Genomic DNA, 22,270 nt, shown 5'->3' with positions numbered 1-22,270 from the left:
AAGCGACCTAATGGTCGCTTTTTTTATGTTTAATATGTATTAAAACATTATAGTTTTATAAACTTTAATACTTTATCGTATCCTTTAAATTTAATAAAATACGTTCCTGTAGAAAGGTTAGTAACATCTATTGTATTAGATGAGCTATTTACAGATTGTTGTTTCATATTTTGTCCTAACATATTATATACATTAACATCATACTCTTGCGTAATGTTCTTTAATGTAATCATACCATTTGTTGGGTTAGGATAAATAGAGATATTATTTGCTGCAAATTCGTCTACACTTAATACACAAGTGTAAGCAGGCAAAGTATAACCTCTTGCTTCAAATCTAGCAGTTATAGCATCTATTTCTACACAAGTATATCCCATATCTATAGCAGCTTGTCTAACAGCTGTTGCTGCTTGTTCATGGTTAGTACCACTATTTGTCATACCTAATCCTTCTAAAAAGGCTTTATCTGTTTTCTCACGTCCTATAATTTCCCAGATTTCCATTAATGAACTTGCCCAGATTTGTCCTTCTGCATGAATACCTCCTCCAAGTCCTCCTGGATAAAGATTTGGATATACAGTAGATCGTCCTGGCCAACAAGTATTGTGTCCATCCCAACCAAATACCCAGTTGTAAGCAGCATCTGTAGATGACCATTGTCCTAAACTTCTCTTGTAAGAGTTTGCCCAGTAGTCTCCACAACCTTCACTTAAACCGTTTACTTGAGATAAACCACCATTAGTAATCCAATCGTGTAATCCATGTCCTAATTCGTGAAGGATAACATCTGCATCCTCTCCATCATCAACACATCCTTCTCCAAAAACTAAAGTTCCTGAAGTATAGAAAGAGTTATCTGCTCCTCCTGCTCCATGTGGATCAAAACGAATTACGCCTCCATTTTGTGGTGGTGCTAAAGATATTCCTAAATCATTATTAATGTAACGCATACTTTTATCTGTATGGTAATAAACGTTTACAGCTTCGAAACCATCTTCAAATCTATTAAACTCAAAGTTGTTAGATGCTTGTACAAATAAACCTTTGTTAGGTGAGTCTAACTCAGCAATTTGTGTGTAAGGCCCTTTTAGTGTATAATTTCCTCCAGCAAATTCTATATCTAATAATGTAACTGAAGTTCTAGCTGCATCTAAAGCAGCGTTTGTAGCGTCGTTTCCGTCTACATATTGACCTCCGTAAGCACTTGTTGTAGCTGTTAAAGGGTCTGTCTCAAAAACAAAACCTGTTCCTGTTGCCATTACTGCTGCTTCAGAATTAGTTTTTGCTTCTTTTTTATTTTTCCCTTTCTTTTTATCCTTATCGTGATCGTGCTTGTAGTAAATAGCAACATCTTTAGAGCTTAAAATAGCTCCTGTTTGTGCATCTACCATAACTTCCCAAGCTCCTGTTTTAGAATAAGCTTGAATATAAACTCTGTAAACTAGTTTTGTTTCTCCTTGCTTATTATAAACGTAAAGTTTATTTGTATTATCTATAACATCTGAAGATGCTACATTTAAATTAGTTTTAGCCAATTCTAAGGCTTCATTTACAGTAAGAGAAGGTACTGTATTTATAGCAGCTATAGTTCTATCATAAGTACTAGCGTGATAAGTAACCACATCATTATTAGAGACGTGAATTGTAACTTCTGCACCAAATACTTGTACTCCATTTAACATTTGATAATAACGGAACGTTTCACCAGATAAACCAGCTCTGCTAAACAGCATTTCGAAGTCGTGTGTTGGCTGAACGCCTAACATGTCTTTATTTTTAGTTAGCCAATTCAAAGCTACATCTTGTTTACTCATTTGAGCAGATGTAAACTGTGAAATACTAAAAAATAAAGCAAACAATAATAGTAGTTTTTGTTTCATTTTAGTTGTTTTTTATATTAATTAATTCTTTAATATAAACAACATTAGGCAACAAAACCCTACTTTACCTTATATTTTTTATGGTTTTATAGTTAAAATGTTATCATTGCAGTAAGGGCAATCATAGATTGTGTCCCTTTAAATTTGGCATTATTATCACCAATATTAAGGTCTTGATTATTTAATTTACTAAAGATATTAGTAAAGCCATAAATATATTGTGCTTTTACTCTAAAATGACTTAAACCTGCACTTAAACCTATCGCTCCATTAAAGTTTACATTTGAAATATCTGATATGTCTTCTGCTTTCAAATTATTATAACCAGATATAAAATAATTTTCTTGAGACTTATCTACAAGTTCTAGTTTACTATTATATTGTAATACTGGTCCTGCATCTAGTGTAACAAAATCGTCTACTAATTTTATGTGGAATAAAAATACTAATTGTGCTTTAAATATTTTATACTCTATTTCTTGTTGTGTAACATCTACAGGATTAGTACGCCCCATTATACCAAACTTATTTTCAGATAATTGCATGCCATAACTAACGCCGTACCATCTATGAGGAAGAGATACGGTAGCAGACATCCCTCCTATCCAACCTTCTCCTTTAGTTGTTTCAAAGTTATCTGTAATTATCTCATATTGTGTAATCCCACCAGATAGGCCAAATCCATTTTTTATATCATAACTTTTACGTTGTGCAAAAGAATTTGTAACAAAACCTAGTGTTAGTACTACTAATAAGATAAATTGTATTTTTTTCATATTAAATTTAAGGGATTTTTGCGCAAATATAACTTAATTTAGTATTCAATTATTTTCTAACCATTTAAAAAAAGTATTATGCCTGTATTATTAATTGTATTATCTATTTTCGGATTACTTCTATTTATATCCGCATTTTTCATTGTAAAACAACAAACAGCAGTAATTATAGAACGTTTTGGTAGGTTTTTAAGTATTCGTCAATCTGGTTTACAATTAAAAATCCCATTAGTAGACCGCATAGCTGGTCGATTAAGCTTGAAAATTCAACAGCTAGATGTTATTATTGAAACTAAAACTTTAGATGATGTTTTTGTTCGTTTAAAAGTTTCTGTACAATATAAAGTAATAAAAGATAAGGTTTACGACGCATTCTATAAATTAGATTATCCTCATGATCAAATTACTTCCTATGTATTCGATGTTGTTCGTGCCGAAGTACCAAAAATGAAATTAGATGATGTTTTTGTTAAAAAAGATGATATTGCAATTGCTGTAAAATCTGAGCTTAATGAAGCGATGATGGAATATGGTTATGATATTATAAAAACTTTAGTTACCGATATTGATCCAGATCAACAAGTAAAAGAAGCTATGAATAGAATTAATGCTGCAGAGCGTGAAAAAGTTGCTGCACAATTTGAAGGAGATGCACAACGTATTTTAATTGTAGAAAAGGCAAAAGCTGAAGCAGAAAGTAAACGTTTACAAGGACAAGGTATTGCAGATCAACGTCGTGAAATTGCACGTGGATTAGAGGAATCTGTAGAAGTATTAAATAAAGTTGGTATTAACTCTCAAGAAGCTTCTGCTTTAATAGTAGTAACACAACACTACGATACTTTACAATCTATAGGTGGAGAGACTAATAGTAATTTAATTTTACTACCTAATTCACCACAAGCTGGAAGTAATATGCTAAATGACATGGTTGCTAGTTTTTCTGCTAGTAATGAAATTGGAGAGGCTATGAAAGAAGCTAAAAAAAATAAAAAATTAAGTAAAGAATAGGTGTATGCTTTAAACTTGATAAAAAAACAGTTTTAAAATTAATTTTAAAACTGTTTTTTTATTTAAAAGGATTTCTTTCTGTCCATTTTCTAACTGGGTTTAAATACTTAACTATAAATTTTAAAACTGTATTAGCTATAAAGTTATTAGTATGTTTCATGTAAATATGCATTCTATTGGGCTTAGCTCCTACTGAGCTTTTTATTTCCATTGCTGTTCTAGCATACACAATAGTTTTAAATTTATATTCTATTGCAAAACAAGCCATATCGTACAGCATGTTTAAATACATTTGATGCTTCTGTTGTATTATTTTATTGTATCCTAAAAAGTATGTTTCTAATGTATTATAATTTAAAATAAGGGTATAAAAACCAACTATTTCATCGTTTAAAAAATAGCCGAAAACTTTAAAATTAGATTTCAACTCTTTTTTTAAAGTGTAAAAATGATTCTTAGATAAAACAAAAGAATTCACTCTTGCATTATCTGAAACATTTTTATACAGCACATATAGTTCTTTTTCGTACTGCTTAATTGCATCTATACTTAACTCTTTACACTCAATTCCATTGCTCTTTTTTCTAGCTGTTTTATAACGTTTTTTATACTTTTTGGTATAAGATGCTATTAAGTGTTCTGCTGTTTCCCAATCTGCTTTAATTGGTAATAGCATATTTGGTTGCACTTGTACTTTATATAATTTATTTGTTTTAAATAATTCTACTTGTTTATGAATAGGATCTGTTTCAAAATAATCTTTAAAAGCTATAATTCTTACTTTCTTATTATAATCTTCTTTTATTTGTTTTTGTAGTGTTTTTAAGGCTTTAAAAATTGTTTTAAGATAGTCTTGATATGATATCTCTTCTTCTATAAAAAATAAGCTATGTTGCCCTGTGTGCATTAAATTTCCTATAACTAAAGCATTCCCTCTAACAATTTTTGAAACTACACGTTTTGCTAACTGCTTAAAGCTATTAGATGATGTATTTCTAAAAATATCATCTAAATACATTTCTACACGTTGTATAATAACTATGCCTACTAGCTTTTCTTTTTTAAAAATGCCTAAATAATATGGAAAGATATTTTTAGGTGATGATAATTCTAAAGCACTTAAAAATGAGCGTTTTAAAAAAATATCTTTAGTAGGTAAAGCATCCCAAGAATCGGGTAGTGCTTTTGTTGTTTTATAAATTTTAAAGTCTATCAATTACAGTAAATAAAAAAAGAAGCTACTTAAAAGTCTTACAATATAACTTTATATTACATTAATAATACAAAATTTAAGACTTTTAAATAGCTATTTTAATAATAATTAAGCAACTTTACACTATACCCAACCACATACAATTGCTCCCATTGCAGCTAAAGAAACAATCCAATAACCAGAATTAATAAATATATATTTCCAGCTTCTTCGTTCAAATAATGCATTAATTGCTATTACTGGGAAAAATAAAAATACTCCTGCTAAAACACCATGAAATGCGCCGTGTTTATAAGTTCTAAAGGCATCTTTATATTCTTCCATAAAAGCGAAATAAGAAGAGGTTACTTCTAAATCTTCAGGTTTCCCTCCTATCATTCCAAATGCTCCAATTTGATGAATTACTAATGTTTGCGCAAAAAATGCTAATAAAAAAGATAATACTAATGTAACTCCAAAAATAACAAGCATATTTCCTCCTTTTAATTGTTCTTCTGTTAATCCAGAAGCTTTCATCCAAGCATTTCCAAAAACTTTTGGGTTGTACCATACAAACCCTATTATAATTGGCACTATGGCTGCAACTATAATGGCATAAATATTAGGTTCCATAATTTAAGATTGTATTAAGTTAGTCTTTTCAATGTACAAAAAAACCTTAAAAGAAATCTCTTTTAAGGTTTTTAATTTATGTAATAAGCTTATTTATATCGCTTTAGCTTCTAATACTAATAGTTCATTTTTATCTTCTAGTGCTTTTGTTATAAATGCATTTATAGCATCGTTTTTATTAAGTCCGTTTTTTAATAAAATACTTAAAGTAAGCATAACCGCTATACGTGTTCCAACTTTTTTAACAGCTGTGTCAAATAAAGGTTCTAGTTCATCATAATTTACATTTTTTGCTAACTCAAGAATTTCTGCTTTTACCTTTTGCTGCTTTTCTTCTGGTAAATTAGTGTACTTTTTACCTAATTGTTTTATAACATCTATCGCTTTACGTTGCGATTGCTGTTGTTGTGGTTTTTGATTATTATTATTATTTTCTTTTGGTTTTACTTTAGCCCAAGAATCTTTTAATCCTACTGTTTTATTAAATACTAAATGGTTTTTGGTTGTATCCTTATCTACGTTAAAGTATCCTATTCTTTGAAACTGAAATTGCTCTCCTACCTTAGCAGTTGTTAAACTTGGTTCTATAAAGGCTTCTATAACTTTTAAAGAGTTTGGATTTATAAATTCCATAAAACTCTTATCTCCATGACTGTCTGGAGCTTCATCACTAAATAAACGATCATACTCCCTAACCTCAGCTTTAATAACATGTTGTTTAGATACCCAATGTAGGGTTCCTTTTACTTTTCTTAAACTTGCTTCTGTACCACTACCGCTTAGAGTTTCTGGGTCGTATGTACAATGAATTTCAGTAATATTTCCTTGAGCATCTTTTACAACACTTTCTCCTTTTATTATGTAAGCATTTTTAAGTCTTACTTCTTTTCCTAATGTTAGTCTAAAGAATTTATTACCGGCTTCTTCTTTAAAGTCTTCTCTTTCTATAAATAAGGTTTTAGAGAATGGTACTTTTCTAGAACCTGCATTTACATCTTCTGGATTATTTTCTGCTTCAAACCACTCTTCTTTATCTTCTGGGTAATTTGTAATTACTAGTTTTATTGGGTTTAAAACAGCCATTACTCGTGCTGCTTTTTTATTTAAGTCTTCGCGTACACAAAATTCTAGTAAAGAGACTTCTATAACATTTTCACGCTTAGCTACTCCTACAGTTTCTACAAATTTTCTAATAGATGCTGGTGTGTATCCTCTACGGCGTAAACCAGATATTGTAGGCATTCTTGGATCGTCCCACCCCGATACAATACCATCTTCTACTAGTTTTAAAAGTTTACGTTTACTCATTATAGTATAACTTAAGTTTAAACGAGCAAATTCTCGTTGCTTAGGTCTTAACTTATCTGTAACTACTACTTGGTCTAAAAACCAATCGTAAAGCTCTCTGTGTGGCTTAAATTCTAGTGAACATAATGAGTGCGATATTTGTTCTATATAATCACTTTCTCCATGTGTCCAGTCGTACATTGGATAAATACACCAATCGTTTGCAGTACGGTGATGATGTGCTTTTAAAATACGATACATTATAGGGTCTCGCATTAACATGTTTGGATGTTGCATGTTTATTTTTGCACGTAAAATATGCTCACCTTCATTGAATTCTCCGTTTTTCATTCTTTCAAATAAATCCAGATTTTCTTCAATTGTTCTGTTTCTATATGGTCCATCTACACCTGGTTGTGTTGGTGTTCCTTTTTGTTCTGCCATAGCTTCGCTAGTTTGCGAATCTACATAGGCTTTTCCCTCTTTTATTAATTGTATTGCCCAATCGTAAAGGGTTTGAAAATAATCTGAAGAGTAACATTCTTCTGCCCACTGATAACCTAACCAATTAATATCCTCTTTTATAGCATCTACATATTCCTGCTCTTCTTTAGAGGGGTTAGTATCATCAAACCTAAGGTTTACTGGTGCATTATAACGTTCTCCTAAACCAAAACTAATACCTATAGCTTTAGTATGGCCTATGTGTAAATAACCATTAGGCTCTGGTGGAAATCTAAAACGTAAGTTGTTTTTAGATAATCCGTTCGTTAAGTCTTCTTCTATGATATGCTCTATAAAGTTGAGCGATTTTGTTTCTTCAGACATTATATTGAATTAAAGCACAAATTTATAGAAATAAAGCGAGATATAAATAGAAAAAACCTTTCCATAAACTAGAAAGGCTTAATGTAAATATAAGGGGTTCTATATTCGTTTTTATAAAACTTATTTTTATAGTATTTTTTTGTTGTAACATATAATTTATAGCAGCTTTTATATGTACATCTTCTCCTGGAGAAACTTGTGTTGTTATTGGTAACAACTTATTTATATGGAATGATACTTTTAAAAGATTGAAATGATGTATTATATTTATTTCAACGAAGTGTTACTGTTATTAATATTTTATGGTTACTTGTTTTTTTACTATAAAAAAAGCTTGTTTAGTAATTTATTGTCTGTAAGTACCATCTGGTAATATTGTTGGAAACTTGTATTGCGAATCTGTTAATAAACTGTATACTGCTGTATCTGTGCTTTGTACTAATGCGTTTGTATTTAAATCCCACTCTTGACTAATTTCACCTAATCGGTTTTCTTGTGCTCCTAAAATAGAGGTCATTGCCCAGTATATATATTCTGTAGTCATACAATTATAATTGCAAGTAGCATCATCGTATGTATACCATGCTCCTTCTGGATATGGATTAGGTATTGTTGTAAAGTTTCCTCCTCTTGCTGTATCCATTGCATTGCTTAATGAAGTTTCTGCATCTTCTCCAAAAACAGTAGGATAGGCACTTGCATAACCGGCATGTGTAATTATGTGCCATACTTCTTCTAAAGTGGCATCAAACGGCCCTGTATGTCCATTTGTATGCCATGCTGGAATGGTTTCGTCATTTCCTAGATCTTGGCCCTCTGCTCCTGCTGGTGGTTCTATATTTTCTATATCACTTTCTTTTTTCCATAGAAATAAAAAGGCATTATTATCTTTCATAGCTGTTAAAACAGCCAAATTATCTACTGTACCATTTTCATCATTATCTAAGTATTGAGCCATTATGTTAGCTGCATGTAACAGCTTAGTATCTTCTACTGCTGTTACTGCATATATAGGAATGCCAAAAACCTCAACTTTTCTGTTAAATGCTGTGTAACCAGCATCGGAATTTGCAACTATAGTAAAATTAGGGTCATTACCAGAATTTATTTGTACTGGTGTGGTTGGTATTGTAGGGCTATCGTCTTTTGAGCAAGAGGCACAATTTAATGAGATTATTGATGTTGCAATCAATAAAAATGAATTTACTTTTTTCATAGTTTTTTTGAGCTTTTAAAATTATTTATACTGTGTTTACAGCAAAATAACGACCTGCTCTAAGAATTATGCGACTGTAAGAGTCCGACTGCTTCTATTCGGACGTTTTTAAAGACATTTCGTACTGTTTTGGAGTAATACCTTCCACTGCTTTAAATGCTGTATAAAATGTTGATTTAGAAGAAAATCCTGCTTCTTCTGCTAAGCCTGATATGGAAAATTGCTTTGCTTTTGGCGATGCTAGTAGTTTTTTAAATTCTGCTACTCTAAAACCATTAATAAATTGATAAAAATTAGTTTTAGAGTGTTCGTTTATAAGTTTTGATAGTTCTTTTTCTTTGATTTCTAAAATAGCAGAAAGGTTTCGCAAATTTAATGCCCTATTTGTATATAGTTTTTCTGTTTCTATTCTTGTTTTTATTTTAATGTATTCTTTTTTACTTTCTTCGTAAAGTATATCTATTTTATCTTCTATATTGTCATCTTCTTTTTTAGAAAGGATAAATAGTTTGTTTTTAAATATTTCCGATTGGGAAAATCCATTATACCCTATCCAATACACCATAAAAAAAGTAAGAATTGTAGATAAGCTTGCAAAGTATTCTATAATGTCTTCATTTTTAAAACTTATTATGTCTTCTACAATCCACAAAACATGAAAACCTAAATAAATAAACACTATGGTTTTAATCCATGAGAGTGTTTTATGCTCTAAGTCTGAGTAATAATTGCTTATATTATTTTTATGTTGTTTTAATGTGTTTAATATATAAACTAATAGAAATATGTTAAAAATATAATCGAATATTTCTAGCAAATTAATATCTATATTTAAATAATTAATACCGTTTATTACAACACCTGGAATACATAATAATAGATACCATTTTTTTAAAGTATTATTAATGGTTTGATTTACGTATAGAAATAAAAACAGAATGGTAAACAATCCTGTTATTGGAATATTAAAAACATCTTCTGAAATACTTTGAGTTAATACTCCTAATACTTCTATTGTTAAACTCCATAAAAATAATCCTAAAAAAAGGTTTGCTTTTTTATTTTCTGTTTTTACTGTTAAAAATAAAAAGCCTAACATTAATGCTGTTGCTAGTGTTAAAATATCTACAATAGAATCAATAGAAAGTTCTAAATTCATTAAAAGTATTTTTAGCAAAATACTATCTTTTTATAGAAACAGGCTTGTTAAATAAGCTTATTTATGTTGTATATGTCTATTTTTTACGACCTAGTTTATTATAAAACCTATTTTTATATAAATTAACTTTCATTATGGATATTAAACTTATTACACTTTTTGCAAGATTACTTACTGGTCTTATTTTCTTTTGGCAAGGCTTTGGTAAAGTTTTTAAAATGGGTGTAGAAACCATTTACAACGGTGGTTTTAAATCGTTCGAAGCCACTTTTCTGCCTACTTTTATTTTAAAATTCTCTGCTTATTTTACGTCTTATGGAGAGCTTATTTTTGGTGCTTTGCTTCTACTAGGGTTATTTAGAAAACAGGCATACTATGGGTTAGCTTTAATTTTATTAATTGTAACCTTTGGTCATGGACTGCAATCGCCTATATGGGATTTACAACATGTTTTTGTAAGAAGTGTATTTTTAATATTTTTAGCTATGACTTTTGGTAAAGATACGCTTTCTTTGGACCACATTTTAAAGAAAAATTAATACTCAACATATGGGAATTATAAAAGTAGAAAATATACGTGTATATGCTTATCATGGTTGCTTAAAAGAAGAAACTAAAATTGGTAGTGATTACCGTGTAGATGTAAAGGTTAAGGCCGATTTACAGAAAAGTGCTACTACAGACAACTTAAACGACACTGTAGATTATGTTCTTTTAAATAAAATTGTTGTTGAAGAAATGGCTATTCCTAGTGCTCTTTTAGAGCATGTTGCACAGCGTATTTTAGATCGTATTTTTACTGAGGGTAAATTAGTTAGCTTAGCAACGGTTACTGTAAGTAAAATTAATCCTCCTATTGGTGGCGATGTACAAATGGTAACCATAGAATTAAATAGAAAAAGAAAAAACAACGAGTAATAGTGTAAAACCGTAATTTTTTTTACATTTGCCTACTCGTTTAAATAAACATAAATGAGATTCCTGTTTCCACTAGGAATTTAGGGCGCCGTGGCCGAGTGGCTAGGCAGAGGTCTGCAAAACCTTGTACAGCGGTTCGAATCCGCTCGGCGCCTCTGAAAAAACCTTCAAGTTTACTTGGAGGTTTTTTTATACTCTAATTTTATAAAAAATTAATAGTAAAGTTGTGCAAAACCTTGTACAGCGGTTCGAATCCGCTCGGCACCTTCTTGGAGGTTTTTTTATGTTCTAAATTTTTATAAAAAATTGATAGTAAAGTTGTGTAGAACCTTGTACAACAGTTTTTAGCAGTATCTGCTTATTAAATATATTTCTAAGTTTCGATTGATATTTTTTGTCTTTCAATTTTAATAAAGCATACATCAAAAAAAAGGTTTTCTATTGAATAGTGCTTTAAAGATTAACCTATTTTGAATGTTTTTTACTTCAATATACCTAGTAAAAGGTATTGAACTCATTATGTCTTAAATATAATTTTGGTTTTATAATAAAAACCCTAACATAATGGATACTCAAGAACAGATTGAAAAACTAACAACAGCATTTGAAAACGACTTAAAAGCTCTAACAAATGAAATTTCTAAAGAAGTTTCTAATATTGAAGATGATAGCGAAATATTAGAAGATAACCAGAGTTTATTTTCTATAAAAAATGGAGATTATCAATATAATTTTGAATGGAAAGAAGTTTCTTTTCATCTTCCTATTCCAGAATTTTCCATGCGAGAAAAAAGAATTGTTTTTCATATACCAGAAGTAGTAATGAAAAATAAAGACATTAGTTTTAAAGTTCCTACAACTATTATGAAAGATAAAAAAATAGGAGAAAAACCAGAAACAACATGTAAGTGGAAAATAGGTTGGATTTTAGGTGTTAAGACAAAGAAATTACATTGCACTACAAAAATGACTCCCATAATTATTTCTGTTCCAGAAATTCATATGAAATTAAGAAAGATTGTTACAAAAATTCCTGAAATAACAATGAAAGAAAACGAAGTTATATTAGATCTTCCAGAGGTTGTTATTACTAATAAGCTTATAAAATTTAATACTTTAGTTATTACCGATATTAAATACGAACAATCTGAAGAAAATGTTGATGAAAGTAGTGAAGCTATAAATAACTCTCAAATAAAAATAAATGCCTTAACTACATCTTACGAAAACAAAATGTCTCATTTACAAGTAAAATACACTAATGAAGAATTTGACAAAGCCGAAGCGCAATTAAGGTTAGAAATGGAGCCGCATTCTAATAAATACAATTCGGCTATAGAGGACTTAAAGAATACAATTAGAGATTTAAAAAGTAATAATGCTAATGAACAATTAAAGCAAGAAGAAAAGAAATTAAATACCTTAATAGAGGAAATGAATACCTTTTTAACACCTTATAAAAATGCTATTGAAGCTTTAAATAACCAAAGAAATCAAGCATTAGATAAACTAACTTTAGCTTAAAAAAATATAAAAAACTATTTTATAGATTAAGGAAAAACACCCTACAATAAACAGTATATCAACTTGTTATATAATTATAAAGCTGTAATACATTTGTACCACTATTAATTACAAAAAACTTATAATTATGCCACACCACGCACAAGGTACAACAGGTTGGACAAAGTTAAAAGCTTACCAAGCTTTATGGGATCCAAAAATTGATTTAGGTAAATTCTATTTTACAACTTTTCAAGGAAAAAGACAAGAAACACCTTATATGACTTCTAGTAATTTTGCTAGAGTTCTAGACATTTTAAGAAACGAAACACCTGTTTATGGTAATGCTTCTACTGGTTCTGTAACCACACAAGGAGAACATGTTGGAGAGGAAGAGAGTTAGTCTGTAAAATACTCACAACAATTTTAAACTAATAAAACCTTCAAGTATTACTTGGAGGTTTTTTTATTGTAATAACCTTATTTAATATAAAACATATTACAATTATTATTTATATTTATTTTGTTTTATGTTATATTTATTATTACATTTGTTTAAATTATTTGCAAAAAATTCTAATAAACAAAACAAATGTTTAATAAAAAATAACAAAATGACTATTATCAATGAAAATGGAGAAGAGGTTGAACTCGATGCACCTCTTTTTGGCTTGGATGCTCCTTTTATAACCACTACACTAAATAATGCTAGCTTAAGCGATATTAATTTTAAAAGCCCCTTATTAGAAAACCATAGAGGCATGACTAATGTTAGCTCTTATGCAGAAATCCCTTTTACAAGTAAATCTCAAGGTAGTATAAAACGAATCTATTACCCAGGTGCAAAAGTAGATACTATAAACAATATAAAAATAGCAACAGATGTAAATACAGACCCAAATCGAATTACTTACATAAAAAAGAGAAAACTATTTTTCGATAAAAATGTAAATAAAACCTTTGAAAAAGGTGTAGATGTTTTAGCTTATAACATAGAACTGTACTTTTCTAAAGATGCCATTAAATTGAAAGAATGCTTTAAAGTAACTAAAACAGAACCTAATGGTATTATCTTTTTTATAGAAGATAATACAGATGACATAAGTGCACAATTTTGCAGAATAAAAATAGGTAATCGTGTAAGAGATAATTTAAAGCACGAATCGCAACTCTACAGTAATAAAAAAGTGTTAGACTATATTAACGAATACGTTAGTATAGACAAAGCCGTTTTAGAAGAACTTATACGTAATAAAAAAATAGAAAATGTTAGCTTAAAATCTGTAGAATTTTTATTTGCAGCCAACGATTATCTTAACCCTTATGCATTAGATAAAAAACTAATAGCAGTGCTAGGCAAGGTATGTGGTAGTATAGCTAAATTTATAGATAAAGCCAAACTAGATAAACACCGATGGAATCCAGATGTTAAAAAACTAAAAGACGATGGAACTGTAGACCAAACACATACCTTTAAACCTTTTCTATTTCCTTTTATAGAAGAAGGCTTAGATACAGTACCAGATCATAAACTTAACGACTATGCTATAAAAGCCTTTACAGAACTACAAACTGGATTTTATAAACAAGATGCTAAAATACGGCAGTATGTACAACAAACCGATTTTGGTAAAATAGCTACCGTACCTTTAACTGTATCTGGTATACCTTTCTCGCCTTTAAATGCTTTAGAAATAGACTTAATACCAGACAGTTTAGAGCGTTATGTGTTTAGTAAATACATACAAATAAGCGATGCTATACAAAGTACTTTTATACAATTAAAACAGTTTGATTTTACAGACCTTATTAAAAAAGGCGTACGCATTGCCAATGCGTATTTATGTGGAATTTGGAATGGCTTAATAGACGCTATTTCTGGTATTTTTAAAATGCTAGAAATGCTATTTAATGGTATGGCTACCCTAAAAGATTTTACAGCTCATTTTAGCAAGCAATTTCCACTATTAATGGAGTATGTAGATAATGCTATAGTTGCTATAAAAAACATAGATTTTAAAGCTTTATATACCCATTTAAAAGGGAAATTAAGTAGTATTACTAATATTTCTATAGAAACTATTGCCTATTTTAGTGGTGCTTTTGTGGGGTTTGTAGTAAGTTTAGCTATAGAAGTTGTTGTAGGTATATTATTTACTGGTGGTACACTATCTGTTGCAGCTGTTTTAGAAAAACTAGCAACTGTTTTTTCTGGTATTTTTAGAGGAATTGCCAATGCAGGACGCGCGGTTTTTAATTATACTAAAAAGATAATTATTACTACTTTTAAAAGCTTTACTAAGTTATTAGATGAGCTAGTAGCGCTGCTTAATAAAAGTACTAAAGAGTTTAAAGGGTTAATTGATGAATTATTTGAGGGTAATAAAAGTCCACTTAAAGATATTGCTAAATCTATAAATACCTATACAGACATTGCAATAAAAAAGAGTAAAAGCTTTGATAATATTGCAGATGAAGTTAAATTATTTGAAGACTCTATAAAACTAAATAAAAAGGAAAATGCTAAATTGTTTGATGAAGATGGCAGTGTGTTATCTAAATTATTAATAGGAGATAAATACTCTGTAAAAATACCAAAAATAGATATTTTAAGAGCAAGGAAAAAATTAAGAGAACTAGGTAAACATATTGAAGATTTAATTATAACACATAGCCACCCACCACCTGGTTCTTCTTTAAGTTTCGAAGATATTTTATTATCTATGAAACACAATGCTAAGGAATTTAGAGCCGTGAACCCAGATGGAACCGTATTTTCTTTAATTAGGAAAAAGAGATTTCCTTTTATTGAGAATAATGTTTTAAAATTCAAAAATGAGATAAATAGAAAAATAAAAAATAATTTTTCACATTTAAAAGAAGGTTCTATAGAATATCAATTAAAACAAGCAGATTTAGCCATAGAAGAATTAGGTGATGTTGTAGAATACATACACTATATTAATTAAAAAATAAAACCATGAATAAACATAAATTAGATTTAAGATTTTTATACCAAAAACCATTAATAAGAGATTACGACGTAATGGGTATAGATTTTGAACGTAGAGCTTGGGATAAAAAATATGAAAAAGGTGAAGATAAATTTAGAAATTTTATAAGAAAATGTTCCTTGGAGAACTTTATATATATATATATAAACATATTTACAGAAAAATTCCCTAATGTTTTGAGATTAGCTTTTACATTCTCTGGTAATCTTTCACAACCTGAAGAACAAATTAATGAATTTAATGAATTCGATCGCTCCGATATTACTTCTCTTATAACTAAAGAATACATTGGTCCTATAAAAAATGAATTTGATCCTGGAGATAGAGATATCTACGAAACGAAACTAAGTCTAGAATTTAAAAAATCTTTTCCTTTAGATACAGTAGAAGAAGCTTTAGAAGGCCTTACTTACACTAAAACTAAAGAAAATGATACGACTATTTACGAAGTAGAAGACTCGCCAATTAAAACACTAGAAGTAACAAATACTGGGTTTACTATTAATATAAATGAAGATAAAGTAGTGTTGTATTATAAGTTATAATTACACTTTAAATAGTTATAAAAGTCATTAGAAATAATGGCTTTTATTTTTACTAAAAACACATGAATAAACATAATTTAGACTTAAGGTTTTTATACCAAAAACCATTAATAAGAGATTACGACGTAATGGGTATAGATTTAGAGCAAAGAGCTTGGAGAAATAAATATGAAAAAGGAGAAGATAAATTTAGAAACTATATGATAAAATCTTCTAAGGAACATTTTATACATACATACGTGTATTTAAGGATAAATTTCCCAACGGTTCTAGGTTAGCTTTTTCTTTTTGTGGTAACGTTTCATATCCTGAAGAAAATATTAAAGAATTTAAGGAATTTGATAGATCAGATATTAAGTCTTACGTAACAGAAAAATATATTGGTCCTATAAAAAATGAATTTGATCCTGGAAATAGGGATGTATACGAAACAAAATTAAGTCTAGAATTTAAAAAATCTTTTCCTTTAGAAACTGTTGAGGAAGCATTACAAGACCTTACTTATACTAAAACTAAAGAAAATAACATTACTGTTTATGAAGTAGAAAACTCGCCAATTAAAACATTAGAAGTAACGGATAATGGTTTTACTATTAATGTAAATGAAGACAAAGTAATATTATATTATAAGTTATAATTATACTCTAAACTATTATAAAAGCCGTTAGAAATAATGGCTTTTATTTTTTAATTTCTTAGATAGTTGCATAAAAGGTTTTTCTATCCAATAAAAAGATAAGAAACTAATTAAAACTACTAACGGTGCTATTAAAAATATAAGTAAGCAGTATTCGTTTTCAGAAAAGCTTTTCATTTTTTCTAAACCTATAATATAATAACCAATTACAAAAAGGATAATGCAATGTAGTAAGTAAGTACTATAACTTATTTCTCCTAAAAATTTTAATGTAGTATTTTTTAAAATACCAAAAAGGTTATTTCCTAGAGCGATTATAGTAAATACTATTGTAATTAATAGTTTACAAATTATAGAATACGAACTACTAAATTGAATTATTAAAAAGAAACAGAATAGCACTAAAATGCTAAAAAATAGCGTATTAAAATTCAATTTTATTTTGCTGTATTTTTTTATAAATGGTGCTATTGCACCTCCCATAAATGATAATAAGTGATGGTAGCCATAACCATGATAAATACTAAACACTACAATGAATACTAAACTTATAATTATTATTACTATTGAAGGCTTTTTTTTAGATATAATTATTGATAATACTGGCAAACTAAAATACAATAACCACTCGTAAGGTAATGACCAAACTACTCCATTTATATACGGTGTGTAATATACATTGTTTAGTATTGGTTCTCCAAATATGGTAAAACCTAACCATTTTAAAATACTAATTATAAATGTTTTAAATTCTACTACTATTTGCCAATTACTAATTTCCATAATACATATAAGTAGTAGTAATAGACTGAATAAATATAACGGACCCAATCTTAAAAGTCTTGACTTGTAAAATTGTTTCCAATTAAAAGCTGTTTTAGAGTTTAATAGCTTACTTATAAATAAAAAGCTGGAAATCATAAAAAATAAAGAGACACTCGTTTGCCCCAAATGAACATAGAGGTTAGATTTTGGCAATTCCCAAGCTCCAGTTTTAGCAAATACGTACCATATACTAGCATGATGAATAAATACACTAACGCCTAAAAACCCTCTTAAACCATCTATACTTTCGTACCTATTAGGTTTAGGTTTTAACTTATATTTAATATTTATAGTGTAAGCTATTATATAACATACAATAAATACAATAACAGCAAATATGGCATGTGTGGGTGCCATTAAAATTATTTTAATTGATATCTATTCCGTGACAAAATAATCCACCAAAATCATGACACTTAAAAATAAAAAACCAACTGTAGTTAATAAAGCTCCATATGGCCAGTGTTGAATTTTAAATAAAATACCTAATATTAAAGGAATGATAGTAATAATCCAGGCTACATAATAGCCTGTTTTTAAATCTTTAATGTCTTTTAATTTTCTATTTTTAGAGAAATAGGTTGTACCTTCATTTATAAACCAATAGCCTAATAAAATGAGTACTATAAAATTAAAAATGGAATTAAAATTTATAATATGAAGTGTTTTGGTTATATAATTAAAAATCCATAGTACTATTAAAGTAACCTTAACATAATCTAATACTACTTTAGCTTTTTTAAGTGCAAAACGAACACTATATAAAATAGCTAATGCTATACAAGCTGTAAGAATTATTTCATTACCATAAGGCCAGTGATGTAGTTTAAATAAAAGACCTAGAATAACAGAAGATAATGCTATTCTTAGCGGCAAAGTAAGCGCTTTTTTTCTAGGTTTACTCAATATGCTTAGCCTTTTTTATAGGATTAATTTTCTCTAATTTTTCTTTGTTTTTTTCGTAAGCTTCTGGGAATAAACCTTGAGTAAGTAGTAAGACTCCAAATCCTAAAATAAATAGAGCTACTATTTTTTTAGTTTTAAAAATACGCCTTGGCGTTAATTTATTTCTTAGTCGTTTGGCTGCCAGTATTTTAATTACATCTGCAACAAAATAACTTACTAACATAGTACTTATAAAAATAACTACGCCATTTTTAGAGGTTGTAATGGAGTTTCCTATAACAATAAACCCTAACCAACCAATAAGTACTCCTATGTTTATAAAATTAAGTAAAAAGCCCTTTACAAAGAGTTTCCAATAGTCTTTTTGTATTTCTACTTTATGGTATTCTTTTACTATGGTTCTAAAAGATTTAGAGGTTTTTATAAAAGAAATAATACCGTAAACAATTAGCAAAACGCCTCCAAATATTAAAAAGTTAGGATCGTCTTTTACTTTTTCTAATAAGTTATTAGTACTGTAATAGGCTAGAAGAATAAAAACAATGTCTGCTAAAATTACACCTACATCAAATATTATAGCGCTTCTAAAGCCTTTTGTTGCACTAGTTTCTAGTAAAACAAAAAACACAGGACCAATGGTAAATGCTAATATAATACCAAAAGGAATTGCTGCTAAAATATCATCGAACATATAAGTAAAACGGATTTACTACAAAGTAAAGAAATTATTTAAAAATAGTAGTCTTTATTTGCTAGTAATAGTTACAAGTTTATTAATTACTATTAAACAAAAAAGCTACAGTAATATTACTGTAGCTTTTACTTTTTATAAAAAAATAGTGTTAATCTACTCGTTTAATACGTCCGCCTAAAGTTGTTTTTTTTGTTACTGTATTTGGGTTTCCGTAAATATAAATATCGCCACCTGCTGTTACTTTAGCATCTACAACATCTGTTGTGTTTACCTCTGCTTCTCCTCCTGTTCTTATTTTTACTTCTGTGTTTTTTGTTTCGAAGGCTTTACCTTCATAAATACCTCCTGTATTAATAAGTACAGATTGCGAATTTGCTTTTCCTCTAGTTTCTACAACACCTCCAGTAATAGCTTTTATAGAAACTTTATCTACATTTAAGCCTATTTTTAGTACTGCTCCTTCTTGTGCTTTTAGTTCTATTTCGTCTTGTTCTATTAATTCGTTTCCTACTATTATAGCGCCTTCATTACCATCTATAACTTTTAAATTTGTGTAATGCACTGCTACAAAGGTTTCAGATCCGTTAAATATTTTATCGAAACGCATACGTACTTTTAAGGTTCCATTTTTATTAACTATTTCTACATCGTCTACGTCTTCTCCTGTAATAATAACTTTGTTTTCGTTAGACTTTACTAAGCTTATATGTATTAAATCGAAAACTTTTACTGTTGTAAAGTCTCCTACTTTTTTTTCTTTTGGGTTTTGTGCAAAAGCTGTTAGTGTTATAAATAATAGTAATACAGATGTTATAGTTCTCATGTCTTAATTTTTTATTGTTTTAAGTAAAGAGCCTTATCTTTTGTAATTGTTACAGTTTGTATGTTTAAATTTTTACTTCTGGTTATTACTCTTTTGTATATAACTGCTTTTAGTCTGGTATTATTGTAATTATTTTATTCTTTTACAATGCTTACGGCTGTTCCTGTTACTGATACCATTAATGTATTAGAGTTTGCTATGGCTTCTACGTCTACACTTATTCCTACTACTGCATTGGCTTTTAATGCGTCTGCATTTTCTTTTAGTTTTTGAAAGGCTTCTTCTTTTATTTGCTCTAATCCTGCTGCGTATGCTTCGTAGTATTTAGACATTTTAAACATATCTTTAAAAGACATATTATTACCTTTATACGAGTAACTTGAGTTATAGGATATGCCGGTTACAATGCCTTTATATTCTACTATTCTTGAGCCTTCTATTGAGTTTGTCGTGGTTAAAATCATAATTTTTAAGTTTCTTATTGGTAGTTGTTTTCATTAAATTGTTACTTAAAAGTATTAAAATACTAATAACTTTTATAAAAGATTCCTGCTCTTATATAAATAATAATGCATTAAATGTGGTATAAAACCATAGATACAGTTTTGTTAATAAACAAAACACCAGAGTACAAAATATATTTTGTACTCTGGTGTTATATAAATGTACTATTTACAAATTGTAATTAGTACATTTAGTCTTCTACTTTTCCTATTAAATCAAAATCTAAGTGTCGTTTTACTAAATCGGCTTGCTTTACTTTTACAACGACCTCATCTCCTAATTGGTACATATTTTTAGTTTCTTTTCCTACTAATGCAAATTGGTCCTGGTCGAACTCGTAATAATCATCTTTTATATCTCTAGTTCTTACCATACCTTCACATTTGTTAGATATTATTTCTACATAAATACCCCAATCTGTTACTCCAGATATGACACCTACAAACTCTTCGTCTTGGTGGTCTTGCATAAAACGTATTTGCATGTATTTAATGGAATCTCTCTCGGCTTTTGTTGCTAAGTTTTCCATATTACTTGAGTGTTTACATTTTTCTTCGTAAACTTCTGCATTGGCAGTTTTTTCACCATCTAAATAGCGTTGTAATAAACGGTGTGCCATAACGTCTGGATAACGACGTATTGGTGATGTAAAGTGACTGTAATAATCGAATGCTAAACCGTAATGCCCAATATTATCTGTTGTGTATTCGGCTTTACTCATGGTACGTATTGCTAGAGTATCTACTAAGTTTTGTTCTTTTTTTCCATTAACATCGGTTAATAACTGGTTTAAAGAAGCTGCGATACTTTTTTTATCTCTAAGGTTTAGTTTATGCCCAAACTGCGATACTACTCCTTGTAAAGCTGCTAATTTACTTTCGTCTGGTTCATCGTGTACTCTATAAACAAATGTTTTTTCTGGTTTTTGTTTTCCTATAAATTCTGAAACTTTGCGGTTAGCTAATAGCATAAATTCTTCAATTAATTTATTAGCGTCTTTGCTGGTTTTAAAGAATACTCCTACTGGATTGGCTTCTTCATCTAAATTAAATTTCACTTCAACTTTATCAAAAGATAATGCTCCAGATCGCATACGTTTTCCACGCATAATTTTAGCTAGCTCATCTAGTTTTAATATGGCTTGTGCTATTTCTGGATTGGTTTTATATTCTTTTCCTGTTAACGATACTTCAGCTGGAATTATAGTATTTATTTTATTAATAGTGTTAATAACTTCTGCTTTGTTTAAAGTAACGTTATTTTCTATAATTGCTTGTGCTTCTTCGTATGCAAAGCGGGCATCGCTATAGGTTACCGTTCTACCAAACCATTCGTTTTTAATCTCGGCTTTATCGTTTAATTGAAACACTGCAGAGAATGTATATTTTTCTTCGTGTGGTCTTAACGAGCAGGCGCCATTACTTAATATTTCTGGTAGCATTGGTACTACTCTATCTACTAAATATACAGAGGTTGCACGCTCGTATGCTTCATCGTCTAAAACGGTACCTTCTTTTAAGTAGTGCGATACGTCTGCAATATGTATTCCTACTTCGTATAAGCCATTATCTAATATTTTAAAGGATAAGGCATCATCAAAATCTTTAGCGTCCTTAGGGTCTATGGTAAAGGTTAAATCTTTACGCATATCTCTTCGTTTAGCTATTTCTTCTGGTTTTATTTCTAAATCTATGTTATTGGCATAGTCTTCTACTGCTTTAGGAAACTCGTATGGTAAACCGTAATCTGCCAAAATAGAGTGTATTTCGGTATTATGTTCTCCTGGTTTTCCTAAAACTTTAAGTACTTTTCCATTAGGCGAATCTGAGCGTTCTGGCCAATCTTCTAGAGAAACCAGTACTTTATCTCCATCTTCTGCTTTATTTGTTTTATTTATTGGTACAAAAATATCTTTATAC

The 22,270-nt window shown here is 29.2% G+C and carries 21 protein-coding genes and 1 tRNA gene; 9 read left to right on the top strand and 13 right to left on the bottom strand.

Features of this window, described 5'->3' with window-relative positions:
- Positions 1 to 47 precede the first annotated feature (47 nt).
- A complete protein-coding gene (locus ACVC2P_RS13705; protein WP_452599019.1) occupies positions 48 to 1,880 on the bottom strand; it encodes a T9SS type A sorting domain-containing protein in 1,833 nt (610 codons plus the stop codon).
- Between the two features lie 92 nt (positions 1,881 to 1,972).
- Positions 1,973 to 2,656 carry a hypothetical protein gene (locus ACVC2P_RS13700; RefSeq protein ID WP_452599018.1) on the bottom strand — a complete coding sequence of 228 codons (684 nt, stop codon included), beginning with the start codon at positions 2,654 to 2,656 and terminating at the stop codon, positions 1,973 to 1,975.
- Between the two features lie 78 nt (positions 2,657 to 2,734).
- Here ACVC2P_RS13700 and ACVC2P_RS13695 point away from each other — a divergent pair, with 78 nt between their 5' ends.
- Positions 2,735 to 3,667 carry an SPFH domain-containing protein gene (locus ACVC2P_RS13695; RefSeq protein ID WP_452599017.1) on the top strand — a complete coding sequence of 311 codons (933 nt, stop codon included), beginning with the start codon at positions 2,735 to 2,737 and terminating at the stop codon, positions 3,665 to 3,667.
- A 58-nt stretch (positions 3,668 to 3,725) separates the two neighbouring features.
- On the opposite strand, the gene ACVC2P_RS13690 is transcribed toward ACVC2P_RS13695, so the two are convergent.
- The 5 genes from ACVC2P_RS13690 to ACVC2P_RS13670 all read right to left on the bottom strand — a co-directional run bounded on the left by ACVC2P_RS13690 (position 3,726) and on the right by ACVC2P_RS13670 (position 9,982).
- Complete coding sequence (locus tag ACVC2P_RS13690; RefSeq protein ID WP_452599016.1) at positions 3,726 to 4,883, bottom strand: GNAT family N-acetyltransferase; 1,158 nt, start codon at positions 4,881 to 4,883, stop codon at positions 3,726 to 3,728.
- A gap of 120 nt (positions 4,884 to 5,003) precedes the next feature.
- Positions 5,004 to 5,492 (bottom strand): DUF1761 domain-containing protein, encoded by a 489-nt coding sequence (locus ACVC2P_RS13685; RefSeq protein ID WP_452599015.1) that lies wholly within the window; start codon positions 5,490 to 5,492, stop codon positions 5,004 to 5,006.
- Positions 5,493 to 5,585: 93 nt separating this feature from the next.
- A complete protein-coding gene (locus ACVC2P_RS13680) occupies positions 5,586 to 7,607 on the bottom strand; it encodes a glutamine--tRNA ligase/YqeY domain fusion protein (protein WP_452599014.1) in 2,022 nt (673 codons plus the stop codon).
- A 346-nt stretch (positions 7,608 to 7,953) separates the two neighbouring features.
- Positions 7,954 to 8,823 (bottom strand): hypothetical protein, encoded by an 870-nt coding sequence (locus tag ACVC2P_RS13675; protein ID WP_452599013.1) that lies wholly within the window; start codon positions 8,821 to 8,823, stop codon positions 7,954 to 7,956.
- 94 nt (positions 8,824 to 8,917) lie between these two features.
- Positions 8,918 to 9,982, bottom strand: coding sequence for a helix-turn-helix domain-containing protein (locus ACVC2P_RS13670; protein WP_452599012.1), 1,065 nt, complete (start codon positions 9,980 to 9,982; stop codon positions 8,918 to 8,920).
- A 134-nt stretch (positions 9,983 to 10,116) separates the two neighbouring features.
- On the opposite strand from ACVC2P_RS13670, the gene ACVC2P_RS13665 reads away from it, so the two are divergent.
- The 8 genes from ACVC2P_RS13665 (at position 10,117) to ACVC2P_RS13630 (ending at position 16,240) form a co-directional block, all read left to right on the top strand.
- On the top strand, positions 10,117 to 10,521 hold the full coding sequence (locus ACVC2P_RS13665; protein ID WP_452599011.1) for a DoxX family membrane protein: 405 nt from the start codon (positions 10,117 to 10,119) through the stop codon (positions 10,519 to 10,521).
- Between the two features lie 10 nt (positions 10,522 to 10,531).
- Positions 10,532 to 10,900 (top strand): dihydroneopterin aldolase, encoded by a 369-nt coding sequence (folB, locus tag ACVC2P_RS13660; protein WP_452599010.1) that lies wholly within the window; start codon positions 10,532 to 10,534, stop codon positions 10,898 to 10,900.
- Positions 10,901 to 10,984: 84 nt separating this feature from the next.
- A tRNA-Cys gene (locus ACVC2P_RS13655) sits at positions 10,985 to 11,055 on the top strand.
- A 409-nt stretch (positions 11,056 to 11,464) separates the two neighbouring features.
- Positions 11,465 to 12,424, top strand: coding sequence for a hypothetical protein (locus ACVC2P_RS13650; RefSeq protein ID WP_452599009.1), 960 nt, complete (start codon positions 11,465 to 11,467; stop codon positions 12,422 to 12,424).
- Positions 12,425 to 12,551: 127 nt separating this feature from the next.
- Positions 12,552 to 12,806: a hypothetical protein gene (locus tag ACVC2P_RS13645; protein ID WP_452599008.1), complete on the top strand. Its 255-nt coding sequence runs from the start codon at positions 12,552 to 12,554 to the stop codon at positions 12,804 to 12,806.
- 211 nt (positions 12,807 to 13,017) lie between these two features.
- The gene (locus ACVC2P_RS13640; RefSeq protein ID WP_452599007.1) at positions 13,018 to 15,372 is read left to right on the top strand and encodes a phage tail protein; all 2,355 of its coding nucleotides are present in this window, start codon (positions 13,018 to 13,020) and stop codon (positions 15,370 to 15,372) included.
- Between the two features lie 11 nt (positions 15,373 to 15,383).
- Positions 15,384 to 15,962, top strand: a complete 579-nt coding sequence (locus ACVC2P_RS13635) for a hypothetical protein (RefSeq protein WP_452599006.1) — start codon at positions 15,384 to 15,386, stop codon at positions 15,960 to 15,962.
- A 62-nt stretch (positions 15,963 to 16,024) separates the two neighbouring features.
- Positions 16,025 to 16,240 carry a hypothetical protein gene (locus ACVC2P_RS13630; protein ID WP_452599005.1) on the top strand — a complete coding sequence of 72 codons (216 nt, stop codon included), beginning with the start codon at positions 16,025 to 16,027 and terminating at the stop codon, positions 16,238 to 16,240.
- A gap of 386 nt (positions 16,241 to 16,626) precedes the next feature.
- Here the strand turns inward: ACVC2P_RS13630 and ACVC2P_RS13625 are convergent, their stop codons facing one another.
- From ACVC2P_RS13625 to ACVC2P_RS13600, 6 genes are all read right to left on the bottom strand, one after another.
- The gene (locus ACVC2P_RS13625) at positions 16,627 to 17,781 is read right to left on the bottom strand and encodes an acyltransferase family protein (RefSeq protein WP_452599004.1); all 1,155 of its coding nucleotides are present in this window, start codon (positions 17,779 to 17,781) and stop codon (positions 16,627 to 16,629) included.
- Positions 17,782 to 17,802: 21 nt separating this feature from the next.
- Complete coding sequence (locus ACVC2P_RS13620; RefSeq protein ID WP_452599003.1) at positions 17,803 to 18,330, bottom strand: GldL-related protein; 528 nt, start codon at positions 18,328 to 18,330, stop codon at positions 17,803 to 17,805.
- A complete protein-coding gene (locus ACVC2P_RS13615) occupies positions 18,323 to 19,021 on the bottom strand; it encodes a LysE family translocator (protein WP_452599002.1) in 699 nt (232 codons plus the stop codon). Before ACVC2P_RS13615 ends, ACVC2P_RS13620 begins: the two co-directional genes overlap by 8 nt.
- A gap of 151 nt (positions 19,022 to 19,172) precedes the next feature.
- Positions 19,173 to 19,847, bottom strand: a complete 675-nt coding sequence (locus ACVC2P_RS13610) for a head GIN domain-containing protein (RefSeq protein ID WP_452599001.1) — start codon at positions 19,845 to 19,847, stop codon at positions 19,173 to 19,175.
- A 134-nt stretch (positions 19,848 to 19,981) separates the two neighbouring features.
- On the bottom strand, positions 19,982 to 20,311 hold the full coding sequence (locus tag ACVC2P_RS13605; protein WP_452599000.1) for a YbjQ family protein: 330 nt from the start codon (positions 20,309 to 20,311) through the stop codon (positions 19,982 to 19,984).
- 230 nt (positions 20,312 to 20,541) lie between these two features.
- Positions 20,542 to 22,270, bottom strand: a 1,729-nt coding sequence (locus ACVC2P_RS13600) for a ribonuclease R family protein (RefSeq protein WP_452598999.1), incomplete at its 5' end; no start/stop codon positions are given.

It is taken from the genome of Pontimicrobium sp. MEBiC01747 (genome assembly GCF_053601635.1).
The sequence above is the reverse complement of the archived record's forward strand: the minus strand, read 5'-3'. Positions and strand labels throughout refer to the sequence as shown.